Origin of the sequence: Flavobacterium seoulense (genome assembly GCF_000695795.1) — a bacterium.
Classification (GTDB): Bacteria; Bacteroidota; Bacteroidia; order Flavobacteriales; family Flavobacteriaceae; genus Flavobacterium; species Flavobacterium seoulense.
In genome coordinates this window covers 267,972-281,684 of the sequence record NZ_JNCA01000001.1, presented here as the reverse complement: position 1 = coordinate 281,684, position 13,713 = coordinate 267,972, and the positions used below count along the sequence as shown (strand labels likewise).

Here is a 13,713-nt window from a genome sequence, read left to right as displayed (position 1 = left end):
AAAAATTACTGGCTTTTTTGTTTCATTCACATCAATTCATAAATTGAATCCAAACAGTCAACTATACGATTAAACATATAAGAATCTGGGGAGTTTCTTTTTTCCCAATAGCCCCAAGGCTCACTTAATGTCTTAAGTTCTAAATAAATATTTCTAATATCTGTTTGGACTTTCTTAGAAAAATTCTTTGAACTTAAAATAGCTTCACAAATGTTTAAAGCACCACTATGGAAATACCTATTTTGAGTGTAAGTAATCGAATCAATTTTTTGTTTTACATCTGAACAAGTCATACTATACTGTTTTTAAATTAATAATGACTGCAAGTTCTAAACACAACTTAAAATAAAAAAGGACACACAAAATCACTTAATTTTCAGCTTACTTAAATCAATTTTAGAGTATATTTTTTCATTAATATGTTGTTTAGCTTTTACAATGTATATGACATATTTTCCTCTATCAATATCCTGATCACACGGGATTCTATATAAGCTAAAATTTAGCTTTAATCTAACTGAAATGTATGGATTTATAATTGATGGTAACTTTTCTTTTTTATAGACTGTATAATGGTCAACGAAATATTGAATCCAGGAAAGCATTACTACACATTCATCTTCTGAGAATTTGAATTGAGTTTCATCTCGAACAATTACATCTTCAGGAAGTCTCTCTTGTACAAGCTTTAAAAATGATGATTGCTTCATTTAATTATTTTTAATTCTATCTTATCAATTACAATTGTACACTTTTTATTAATAAAAACAGATAAAAAGAAATAATTTTTCCTACATTTACGATTATAACTTAATAATTATGAAAAAACTATTACTTATTGGTGTGATTGCAGTTACATTATCTAGTGTTGCTTATGCTTATTCAGGCAGAGGATGTTCAGGCTCTAAAAACTGTTCAGCATGCAAGAACTGTAAATATTGTAAGCATTGTGCCAAACAAGGTGGTTCTTGTGGAGTGTGTAAATAATCAATAAAGGCTTTTTACATATTCTCAATGAAAAACACTGAAACCTAGTCGTATCACTAGGCTTCAGTGTTTTTTTTTAGATTTCCCCAAATTGATTGAGTACTACCTCAACGACTACCACTTCGGAATTGTGGGAGTACAATTCGTTATATTTTGCAAAGTCAATTGCTTTGTTTCTGCTGTCAAAAGCGCCAAAAAAAACTCTCGATGCTCTTGATTTCCAATTATCTGTTTGGAATAATAAAAAAATGCTCATGGGAGTAATTTTAAAAATTAATGAATCAGTTTTTCTTGCAATAGCGGTATAAAATAACCCTACGCATATCGTTAATAAGATTGATGTTCTGATGAAATTGCTTTTCTTTTTGTTCCAAAAGTTTTAAGGCTGCTACTTGTTTTAGATGTTCTTCGTGTTCCTGCATCATCAAACTCGCTTTTAGATTGAATTCTTTTGAAAAATTTTGAAGGCGTAAAAACGGAATAACCGAACCTACTAAAAATGGATGCCAAAATCTGGTTTTCCATAAGCTGTAGGCCACAAAATAAATATTCTCACGATCTTCCTCATTTTGAAAAATGATTACAAAACTGTTTGTAAATGGCTCTTTTTGTGGCTTACCGCTATTCATCCCTTTGTTGAGAATGAATAAGTGAGGTTTACTGTAGCGCGTGTCTTTTTGGTGTGTTTTGATAATGAAATTAGGCATAGCTTCGGATTTAAAGATTAGTTTTTTCTCATTTCCTTGCTGTTTCTGATGAATGCCTGAGTGCCTCGCTACGCTCTGTACACATAAATCATTTCAAAAGAAAAAAAGAAAAAAAAGAAAGCCGTTCTTCAAGTGTAAGGTTTCAAAAAAGCAGGTTTTTCAGAAAAAATACTACCCTAAATAGAAGTATTCAGTAAACAGTTTTTAGTGTTCAGCAAAATAGTGAACCTGAAAAATAAGGGGTGGAGATTTTTTATGAAACCCGTAGGGCCTGAACTTGCTTTTTTGAATACCTGGAACTTAACTTTGCTCTCTTTTTTTTATTTTTTATTTTGAAATATCTAATCAAAATCCTTGCTTGTTTAGATGAAATTTTGGAGTAACGAGCGTCGATTTTAGCAGGATAGTTCTTGAAAGTGTATCTAATTTTAGACGGATAAAAATCCAAATTCAAACGACAAAACCCTTTTTATTCGGCTAAAAATTTGATACTCTTTCTTATTATTTGATTTTTGAGGATGCTTTATGGTCAGCCGGCAGTTGCAGTTTTCAGTCAACAGTATATTGTGTTATGAAAAAGGAAGCATCTTCAAAAAACAATGCCAAAATTTACCTAGTGCGATGGGGCAGCAGCGCAGGCAAGGGTATTATTTTTTATTTGTTGTAACTGGATGTACTGATTGTTTTTGGGATAGCTGGTGCCAAGAATAGTGTTCAGTTTACAGTCCCAATAGTTATCGGGATTAGTGTTCAGAAGTATTTGGTATAGTAATACGAAGGCATCAGCTATCGCAGAAGCAATGTGTTTTGATGTTTTGACAAATAAAAAAATAATACTCTTGCCGGGGATTTTGGTTTTGTGGGTGCTTAACTAATAATCAGTATACAGACTTCTGTATTCAGACAAAATGTTGATTTGAAATTGATAAAGCACTTACAAAAGCAATGCAACTACTTCCTAGTTAACTGCAAAGCTGATAAAGACAATTAACGAAAACATTCTTAAAAAGAAATAATAGCACTAAAGTTTCAAATAAAATAACAAACGTTGTTAAAGACAGTGGCGAAGGACGGTATTTTTTGTAGCTGGGTGATGCGATGGGAGCTACAAAAATGTTGTCCTGGAGCCACTGGCAAGCGCGTTGGGTGTGGCGGCTTTTTTACATAATGTTATTATAGTGCATCCTTAAACTTCATTAAGAGCAGGATAGTTCTTCATGCACTATAATGCCACATTATGTAAAGAAGCTTTGGGGAAAAAAATTACTGGCGCAAGTTGCGAAGCGTACGAGTTTTTTCTAAAAACTGTGCCAGTAATTTTTTTTGAGCGTTGGCAAAGGAGTGGCAATTGGAAACCAAAATATTCATTGTACCACAGGACGAAAAAATATTCTATAAAATCAAAGAAGTTAAGTACTTGATTTGAGACACCAATTGTTAGCGTGTAATCAGAAGTAGTAATGTTCCAATGGAAATTGTTTGCGCTAGGGATGGAAGCAGCATCCTTTACAGCCGGTAAGTATGTTTTAGTGGTAAATCTTGAGTCGTTGCAAGAAGGAAATATTACTATTGCACAATACCCCAACGGCTGGAAAGATACAGCGGACAGCCCGCCCGAAGGGAGCGCCCAAAACAATCATGATTCTTTATTATACTCACACTATAAGCTAAATTAGTACATCCAAAATAGATAAATGACTATAAAGGAATGAGATGAAAAAGCACATTAGGATTCACAAAACAGCTGAGGTTTCTTAGAAAACATATTATCAACTGAGGTAAAAAGATTTAGGGCGATTGATAACTATCAATGATTTTACATTTTGTAGAGATTTTGGAATTAAAAAAACACCATTATTTATGTAAAATCATCAATAGATACTAATGATATTATAGTATTTTCATAAATTAGCCAACACCAAACCAGCATCACATCTGCATGATATTTTTTTCTAAAAAAAGCTATTATAACATTATAGGATTATTATTTTCATTGCTAATCTTTAGCCAAGAAAACAATTACACCTTCGAACATTACTTAGTTGAAGACGGATTACCACATAACATTGTCAATCATATCATTCAGGACAAGAAAGGATTTATGTGGTTTGCAACCACCAATGGATTAAGCAAATACAACGGTTATAGTTTTCAAAACTACAAAACCGAAAACACCGACAAAGTTTTAATGAAAAACAACCGGATTGACTGGATCGTTGAAGATACTTATGGAAGAATATGGATGAAAGCTCTTGCAAATAAAAATAAAACCTATTGTTTTGATCCATCAACAGAGTCATTTTGGGGAACTGAACTAATTCCTAATCTTTCTAAAACCAATTTTGATATTAACCAAATTATACCTCAAAAATCAGGATTAGTATGGCTGACTTCAAAAAAAGAAGGCTGTATTGTAATCACGAACCGATCTTACTCCAATAAAATTTACAATACACAAAATCATAGTTTGAATACTAATATTGTAAACAATGTATTTGAAGATAATCAGAAAAATTCTTGGCTATTGACTGATCGCGGAATTAACTGTATTCCTATTAATAAAATTAATTCAAAGTCATATTACTTATTAGACGAAAACAAAAAAACAAACTCTTTTTACAGTGCCATCGAATTAAAAGATGAAATTTGGTTTGGAGGTTCTAACAGCACATTAGTTAAATATACCAAAGGAACTCAAAATTACAGAACTCAAAATCTAGAAATTGATGGTAATATCATCATCATAAAAAAAATAGACTCAAGTAACATAGTTGCCATAACCGATAAAAACACTTTTTGTCTCATCAACATTTTTACCGGGCAAGTTTCAAAATACAGCCCTCCTAATCTAACGGGATTAAAAATCAACATCATAAAACTTACTCAGGATTTACTTTGGTTTATCAGTAACGATGATTCCGGAATTTATTCCATTAACATTAAGACTAAAAAACTAAGTTATTATCCTGTAGCTAATACCGAAATAACATCAGCACAATTTTCACCAAAACCAATAGTCCTAACTGATCCAAAAGGTGGTATTTGGGTACAACCCAATAATGGAAGTTTCTCAAAATATGACCCGGCAACTAACCGCTTGATCCCTTTTACTACGACTAACTATTTTCCAATAGGAAACATTAGCAATAAATTCCATACCGCCTACTTTGACAAACAAGGCAACTTATGGTACAATACCCGAACATCAGGAATTATTAAAGTAGTTTTTAGTCAAAATAATTTTAAATCCTTACAAATTAACAATCTGAATTTAAATCAAGAACTAAAAGATGTTCGTGCCATTTTTCAGGATAAACAAAAAAACATTTGGGTCGCTAACAAACAAAACCAACTTATTTTATTGGACAAAAATCTAAAAAAAATAGGCCATTTATCTCCAAATGGACAGCTAGAAAACAATGCTGTATGGTCTAAACCTGTTTATAGTATAATAGAAGATGCTAAATCAAATATATGGATTGGCACCAGAGGTGCCGGACTTTATAAATTTGTTGCTCAAAACAATAGTTACAGTTACAACGTAACTCATTATAAAAATGACGTAACAAAACCTTACAGTCTTAGTGATGATAATATTTATTCCATTTTTGAGGATCAATCCAAAAACATCTGGGTAGGAACCCTGAACGGTCTAAATTTGATGACAAATAGGGACTCGAACCTATTATTTGTCAATCAAAATAACAGCTGGAAAAATACAGCAATTGCAAAACTTCCGCATGTCAGATGTATTAAACAAGACAAAAACGGATTATTGTACATCGGTTCCACAACTGGATTATTAGTTTTTGACGGAAAAAAAACTATTACAAATGCGGTAAAAAATGCCCAAGTTTATGAGAGAACCAAACAAAATTCCAATTGTTTACAAAGCAATGATATTATTGATTTTTGCATGACCAAAAAAGGTGGTATTTTTATAGCTACTGCTGATGGGGGTATTAGTAAAATACTTACAAAAAATAAAAATGGATTTCCCTTAGAATTCAAAAATTATACTCAAAAAGAAGGCTTAGCTTCTAACAATATACTTTCCATTTTAGAAGACAATGACCAGAATATCTGGATTACTACTGATTATTTACTGACCCGATTTAATCCGAAAGCCGAATTATTCGAAGTATATTCAGAAGTGAAACCTTTAATATCATATAAAAATTTTACCGAAGCCACCAGAATAAAACTAGATAGTGGCGAATTATTTTTTGGATATTCCGAAGGGCTTTTGCATTTTTTTCCGAACCAAATCAAGTCTAATAATTCTGTTCCTTATTTAGCTTTTACAGATTTTCAGGTTTATAATCAAAACAGCAATAATGATGCTTTTCATCTTTCTTATCCTATAGATAATAATCCTTCAATTGAACTAAATCACAATCAAAACTTCTTCAACATAGAATTTGCTGCCCTGGACTATATAACCCCAAAGAATATTAAATATGCCTATAAATTAGAAGGCTTTGATGAAAACTGGAATTATGTCAACAATCAAAGAACCGCTTTTTATACCAATGTCCCTAAGGGAACCTATACTTTTAAAGTAAAATCGACTAATAGTCAAGGGAATTGGGTTAATAACGAACGAGCTTTAACCATAACCGTAGCGCCTTCAATCTGGAACTCAACCCTGTCTTATATTATTTATACAGTTCTAATAATAGGCTGTATAATGCTGATTAATTATATCGTAATTACTTTTTACAGATTAAAAACCAATGCCCAATTAGAAAAGGACATTTTTAATATGAAACAAAAGTTTTTCATCGATATATCACATGAGTTACGTACCCCGCTAACCTTAATAACAGGACCTATTGAATACCTGATAAATGACAACAGAACACCTGAGGTTATAAAAAATCAGCTTTCTTATGTTTCCCAAAGTACCAGCCGCCTGCAAAGACTGGTTAATCAAATTTTAGATTTCAGAAAAATCCAGGATCAAAAAATGCAGGTAAGCGAACTGAATCTGACTGCTTTTACAAATGATTTATTCAATAATTTCCTCGAGACAGCCCAGGACAGGAATATCAAATACGAATTTGAAGTTGAAGGAGAAGATATCAAATTATGGGCTGATAAAAATGCTTTAGAAAAAATCATTCTGAATTTATTATCCAATGCTTTTAAATACACCCCTGATGGAAAATCGGTTATAGTTCGCATCACTAAAAACAGCAAACAGATTATTTTACAGGTCATTGACGAAGGAATTGGAATTGCCGAAGACCATCATCACAGCATTTTTAATCGTTTTGCCTCTTTCAATAAAAACAACAATAATCCAAGTACAGGAATTGGACTCTCGATGGTAAAAGAACTTGTCGAAAAACATCATGGCGAAGTTAACTTTATAAGTAAAACGAATATAGGAAGTACTTTTTCTATTTATTTCAAAACAGGAAACAGTCATTTTAACGAGGATGTAGAAATTATCTACGACGAAACATTAGAAATTACCGAAAACAACAGCAATACAACAGCAAATGATAAAATTGAAAACAACTTAAATAGCGCTCAGGAAAAGACAAAAGTATTAGTAGTTGAAGACGATTTAAATCTAAGAACATTTCTCAAAAATGTCCTCGATGATGACTATGAAGTAATCGAAGCCGAAGACGGAGAAATAGGTTATCAAAAAATACTGGAAAACACCCCTGATTTTATCATTAGTGATATTATGATGCCTAAACTCGATGGAGTCGAACTGTTGAAAAAAATAAGAAACAACATCGAAACCTCTCATGTCCCTGTAATATTATTAACCGCCAAAACCACTATAGAAAGCAAACTCGAAGGACTTTCGTATGGAGCCGATGATTATATCACCAAACCTTTTAGCGTGGCCTACCTGAAAGCCCGAATCACTAACTTATTAGAACAACGAAAAAGGTTACAGGGAATTTTTGAATCTTATGAAAAAGAAGACACTAAAGAGCCTAATGTAAAAGAGTACAATCCGAAACCGTATTTGATTACGGATCAGGACGAAGAAATCATGCAAAAAATCATGCTGAGTATTGAGGAAAATATGGATAACAATGAATTTTCAGTTGAAGATCTGGGATCAATTATTGGGTTAAACCGTACTACTTTTTATTATAAAATAAAGAGTCTTACCGGATTTTCCCCTGTTGAATTTATCCGTGATGTCCGAATTAAACGCGCTGCCCAATTATTAGCAAACAGTCAATTATTAATAAAAGAAATCGCTTATATGACCGGGTTTTCAGACATGAAATACTTTACTAAATCCTTTAAAAATAAATACAACCTAACCCCGACAGAATACCGTCAAAAGCATAAAGAATAAAAACATTTAGGATTCATATAAACAAAAAAAGAAGTCAAAACGACTTCTTTTTTTTCAAACCTGCTTAAATTAACCACACAACCACTTCAACAATTTAAGACTAAAAAACTAACACTAATTCAATTCCAAAATTCTAATTCTCAGTTACTCTAAACCAATCCACATTAACATAGCCTGCATTATTGATAACTCCTTCTCTTAAAGCCACAAATCCCATTTTGGCACCTATCCAGGTTCCCTCAGAAGCTGTAAAAGCTACACCTGCCTTTTGATAATTTTTATCATCAAGACTGTAATAAAATTGGCATTTGCCTCCTTTTTCAACTTTAAGTCTGAAATAAAGAGCTGCAGTTTTCAAATCGGCTAATTCAGTACTGGTTTCGGCATTTCCTTTATCGGCTTTACTTCCCGTTAATTGCAATAATTTCAACTGTCCTTTAACTTGTTTAACAGCTATGGAACTATAACTTCTTCCCATAACAACTAACCTAAATTCTTCATTATCAAAGTTAGGAGTAAAAGTAAATTTGGTCGTTGCTGCAAACTCTTCCGCCGGGAATTTTTGAGCTAAAATGTTAGGCACTTGCCACAAACTTTTAAAATCCGCCGGTTTAGAAATACAGTTCAATCTGTAATAACCCATATTAGCTGAAGGATAACCCCAAACCAATTGTTTATTGGCATGCCATTGCCATTGTAACCCTTGAACAGGCTCGTTAAATTCATCTGATTCAGGAGGTGTTACAACAGAATAAGTAGTACCCACATTCGGTTTTTTATATTCAGTAACCGGTTCCCCAATACCATTTTTATCATTATCAACTCCCATAACCGGCCAATTGTCTTTCCAGGACATCGGGTTTAAATGTACCACACGGCCATAAGCGCCCTGATCCTGAAAATGTAAAAACCAGTCTTCTCCTGCTACCGTATCTACCCAGGCTCCCTGATGAGGCCCATTAATAGCGGTTTTTCCCTGTTCCAAAACCACTTTTTCTTCATAAGGTCCAAAAATATTTTTGGAACGCAAAATCAATTGCCAACCGGTAGCTACGCCTCCTGCAGGAGCAAACACATAATAATAGCCGTTACGTTTATAAAATTTAGGTCCTTCTACTGTTGTATGTTTTTCGTGACCGTCAAACATAATAACATCATCCTCATTGGCTACAGTGACCTCTTCGTTCATCGAGCATAACATCAAAACACTTTTAGTTCCTGCACGACTACCTGCTAGCGCATACCCCAAATAGGCTTTTCCGTCCTCATCCCAAAATGGAGCAGGATCAATAATACCTTTAGCTGCTTTGATTAAAACAGGCTCAGACCATTGCCCTTTAGGATCTTTAGTTTTGGTCATATAAATTCCAAAATCAGGATCCGGATAAAAAATATAATACTCTCCTTTGTGATAACGGATACATGGAGCCCAAACGCCATTACCGTGTTGGATAGTATTATAAACCTCAAAAGGAGGTTGTTTAGGCAAAGCATAATTCACTAATTTCCAGTTCACCAAATCATTGGAATGCAAAATAGGTAAACCCGGAATACAATTGAAAGAGGAAGCCGTCATATAATAATCCTTCCCCACCCTGCAAACATCCGGGTCGGAATAATCGGCATAGAGTACCGGATTTTTATATTTACCATTTTCTAAATCGGAAACCCAAACCTTAGAAACCTCATCTGTTTTCATTTGTGCCAAAGCAATAGTACTAAAGACTAAACAAGCTAATTGTATGCTTTTTCTTTTCATTATCTCTTTTAATATTTTTAAATTATAGAATATTCCATTGCGGATTCTTTTCGATTAGTAAGCTTGTCATAATCAGTGGACCAATGGCTTTCCCATCATTAGACCTTTTTCCTTCTTTGATATAATACTCGTAACTACCGTCACGAACAGGATTATTAGCAGGTCCTAATCCTGCACCTGCACAACAGGAAGTTATTTCGACTAATCCATCATCAGAAATTTTGATAAAGCTTTTTAAAATTCCTTTGTATCCTTTCTTTAATGGTTTCAAATAAGAAGTATCCAAAACCCCTAATTGAATCCCCTTACTCAAACCATAAACAAACATAGAAGAGGCTGTTGACTCCAAATAATTTCCTTCCCTATTTGGGAAATCAAGTACCTGATACCATACTCCCGAATTCTTATCCTGTACCTTTACTATAGCATCAGTTAATTCCTGATACATAGTAACAAGTTGCTCTCTGTTTTTATGATTTTCAGGCAAAAATTCCAGAACATCAACTAAAGCCATATACAACCAGCCCACTCCTCTGCCCCAAAAGTTTTTAGACAATCCCGTTTTTGGATCTGCCCAATACACCGTTTTACTGGCATCCCAGCCGTGGTAATACAAGCCTGTTTTAGAATCTTTAATATGTTTTTGTGCCAACAACAACTGATTGCTTATATCATCAAAAGCTTCGGGATCTTTATAAATAGTGGCATATTGCGCATAAAAAGGCAAGCCCATATACAAGCCATCTAACCACATTTGATTAGGATAGACTTTTTTGTGCCAGTATCCTCCTTCGGAAATTCTTGGATGTTTCTTTAATTGCTCATGGAATTTTTCAATCGCTGCAGAGTATCTTTCATTCTTGGTTTTTTCATACAATGAAAATAAAAGTTTGGCCGAATTGACATCATCTAATTTAAAAGACTCCATTTTATACCCGTTCACATTTCCCTGATCATCTATCAACAAATCAGTATAGGTATTTTTTACATAATCAAAATACTTCGGGTTACCTGTTTGCTTTGAAACTTCCTGCAATGACTGGCAAACTAATCCCTGTACATATCCCCAAAGTGGTTTATCATTGAAATCAGTCATCCAGGCATTAGGATTGTTCTTAATAACCGATTCGGCTAATTGTACTGCAAATGAATTCTTCTGATTTTGAGCTTGTATTTCTATTGGAAATCCTGTTAAAACAACGGTACTTATTGCCCCAAAAAAATACTTACTGATTTTTAATTTTTTAAATTGAAACATATACTAATTTTAAATATGGTGGTTTATTCAAATAACCTATCTAACAAAACTAAGTTTAAAAAAACAAGACAGAAGGGTCAAAACATCAAATGAAAGGGGGCATTTTACAAAAATGCCCCCTTTCAGACTGTTTTTTAAAACAAACCAATAAAAACTACAATAATCTCAACAATAAACTATTCTTCAGCAGAAAAAGTATAGCTACCTCCTTTTAAAGTTGCTATATCATATTCAAATACATCCGGAATTTTCAAACCTGAAAAATGAGCTTTTGTTGAAATAATTGGATCTTTAACAGATGGTTTTTCGAAAAAAGGATTGCTGTTTTCTCCTTTGGCCAAATTCAACTCTTTTCCTTTTAATTTAGAATAACTTCTTAAACGAAGATTTCCACCCAAATTTGATTTTATGGTAATCGAAGTAATTTTGCCTTTCTTCCATTCCATACTTTCAATTTCAAAACCTCCCTGTGCCCTTAAACCTTTTACAATTCCATTTTTCCATTCCTCAGGCAATGCCGGTAACAAACTTACTACTCCGTCATAACTTTGCAATAGCATCTCGGTAATTCCGGCGGTACATCCAAAATTACCATCAATTTGAAACGGAGGATGTGCATCAAAAAGATTAGGATAAGTCCCTCCCGATTCTCCCTTCTCTGCCAATGGAGCCGGACTCAACTGATCTTTAATTAATTTATAAGCCCTGTTTCCGTCTAATAAACGAGCCCACCAATTCACCTTCCAGCCCATAGACCATCCTGTTGAAACATCTCCTCTGGAAACTAAAGTATTCTTTGCAGCTTCTACCAATTGGGGAGTTCTAAACGGCGATATTTGTCCTGATGGAAACAAACCATACAAATGCGAAATATGACGGTGCTTATCATTTGGCTTGTCCCAATCGTGAAGCCATTCCTGTAATTGCGAATATTGTCCTATTTGCATTGGCGGCAATCTTTTTAAAGCAACCGCAACCGAATCGGCAAAAGATTTATTATCGTTTTCTAAAACCTTAGACGCATTGATAATATTATTGAAAACATCGGCAACCAACTGGTTATCCATAGTAGTTCCTGCCGAAACCCCCACCCCGATTTGATAAGTGTTTTCAGGTGACATTGATGGGGAAACCACTAACCATTTGTGTTCAGGTTCTTCCTGAAGTACGTCCAGATAAAATTGAGCTGCTCCTTTTAGAACAGGATAATATTCTTTTAAAAATTCCTTATCCCCAGTGAAAAGGTAATGTTGCCACAAATGCTGGGTCAACCAGGCACCTCCCATTGGCCAAAGTCCGTAAAAACCGCCATCTACCACTCCGGTCATGCGCCATAAATCAGTATTATGATGCATGTTCCAGCCTCGGGCGTGATACATTTCGGAAGCGCTTTCTTTTCCGGTTACAGCCAAATCCTTCAACATGCTAAATAACGGCTGATGCATTTCAGATAAATTGGTTATCTCAGCAGGCCAATAATTCATTTCGGTATTGATATTGACCGTGTATTTACTATCCCAGGGCGGACTCAATTTATGATTCCAAATTCCCTGAAGATTCGCCGGCTGATTACCCGGTTGTGAACTCGAAATCAGCAAATACCTTCCAAACTGAAAATACAATGCCACTAATTGCGGATCATAAGAACTAGCAAATTCTTTAATTCGTACATCAGTCGTTTTTTCCGATTGAGGAGAATCTCCTAAATACAATGATACCCGGTTAAAATACTTTTGATAAGCAGTAAGATGATTTTGGAAAGATTCAGCATAAGCCTTTTTAGAAGCTTTCGCTAAAATAGAACTGGCTTTTTCAGTTGGATTAATCGACAACTCTTTGTAATTTTTAAAATTAGTTGCTATCGAAATACGGATAACAACCTCATCGGCATTTTTAACAACAAGCTTATCAGCTGTTGTTGTTAAACTTCCTCCCTTTAAAGTACAGCCTGCCTGACCTACATACTTAATTTTACCCCTTTTATTATCAGCACTCCCGGATGTTCCTTCAAAAATCAATTTGTTTTCCTGCGTTTTGGAAGTACTCAATAGCTGCGGACTATTGGCAGACAACGAAAAACTAATGCTTTTTTGCTTATTTGCACTCAGTTTTACAATAACAACATCATCAGCAAAAGAAGCAAAAACTTCTCTTTTAAAAGTTATTCCATTGGCTTTATAACTTACAGACGAAACTGCTTTTTCTATATCCAAATCTCTTTTATAATCCGTATAATTTTCGTGACCGGGAAATTCAATCCAAAGACTACCCGCAGTTTGATAAGGCATTCCATAATTAAGATTGGCGGGTGCCTGTCTTGGAAAAGTTTTAAGAGCTAAATCCTGAGCCTCTTTATTTTTCCCTGTAAAAAGCATCTTTCTGATTTCTTCAATATTGGAATACACATTTTTAGGTACATTATTACCAGGTTCACCAGCCCAAATTGTTTCTTCATTTAATTGCAATTCTTCTTTTTGAGGATTCCCAAAAACCATCGCACCCAAGCGTCCGTTTCCAATAGGCAAAGCTTCATTCCAATTGGTCGACGGCTTATCGTATTGTAATTTTAATTTCTGTTGGGCATTTCCCTGAAAAACAGTTATGGACACCAATAAACAACTGGCAATAATTTTAATTCTATTCATTTCTTATTTTATATATAATCGAA

General features: G+C 34.0%; 8 protein-coding genes. 1 reads left to right on the top strand and 7 read right to left on the bottom strand.

The annotated features are described in order from the left end of the window. Window positions 1-26: 26 nt before the first annotated feature. The 4 genes from FEM21_RS01020 to FEM21_RS01005 form a co-directional block, all read right to left on the bottom strand. A complete protein-coding gene (locus FEM21_RS01020) occupies window positions 27-293 on the bottom strand; it encodes a hypothetical protein (protein WP_035656791.1) in 267 nt (88 codons plus the stop codon). Between the two features lie 72 nt (window positions 294-365). Next, entirely contained in the window at window positions 366-710 is a 345-nt protein-coding gene (locus FEM21_RS01015) for a hypothetical protein (RefSeq protein ID WP_035656790.1), read from the bottom strand. Between the two features lie 353 nt (window positions 711-1,063). Then, the gene (locus FEM21_RS16360; RefSeq protein WP_081824617.1) at window positions 1,064-1,243 is read right to left on the bottom strand and encodes a hypothetical protein; all 180 of its coding nucleotides are present in this window, start codon (window positions 1,241-1,243) and stop codon (window positions 1,064-1,066) included. 25 nt (window positions 1,244-1,268) lie between these two features. Next, on the bottom strand, window positions 1,269-1,694 hold the full coding sequence (locus FEM21_RS01005) for a DUF6943 family protein (protein ID WP_035656786.1): 426 nt from the start codon (window positions 1,692-1,694) through the stop codon (window positions 1,269-1,271). Window positions 1,695-3,633: 1,939 nt separating this feature from the next. Between FEM21_RS01005 and FEM21_RS00995 the strand changes: the two genes are divergently transcribed. After that, entirely contained in the window at window positions 3,634-8,028 is a 4,395-nt protein-coding gene (locus FEM21_RS00995; RefSeq protein ID WP_035656784.1) for a hybrid sensor histidine kinase/response regulator transcription factor, read from the top strand. A gap of 133 nt (window positions 8,029-8,161) precedes the next feature. Here FEM21_RS00995 and FEM21_RS00990 read toward each other — a convergent pair whose 3' ends face one another. The 3 genes from FEM21_RS00990 to FEM21_RS00980 form a co-directional block, all read right to left on the bottom strand. Continuing rightward, window positions 8,162-9,787: a glycoside hydrolase family 43 protein gene (locus FEM21_RS00990; protein WP_035656783.1), complete on the bottom strand. Its 1,626-nt coding sequence runs from the start codon at window positions 9,785-9,787 to the stop codon at window positions 8,162-8,164. 22 nt (window positions 9,788-9,809) lie between these two features. Next, on the bottom strand, window positions 9,810-11,045 hold the full coding sequence (locus tag FEM21_RS00985) for a glycoside hydrolase family 88/105 protein (RefSeq protein ID WP_051627436.1): 1,236 nt from the start codon (window positions 11,043-11,045) through the stop codon (window positions 9,810-9,812). A 176-nt stretch (window positions 11,046-11,221) separates the two neighbouring features. Next, window positions 11,222-13,690 (bottom strand): glycoside hydrolase family 95 protein, encoded by a 2,469-nt coding sequence (locus FEM21_RS00980; protein WP_035656782.1) that lies wholly within the window; start codon window positions 13,688-13,690, stop codon window positions 11,222-11,224. Between the last annotated feature and the right edge of the window lie 23 nt (window positions 13,691-13,713).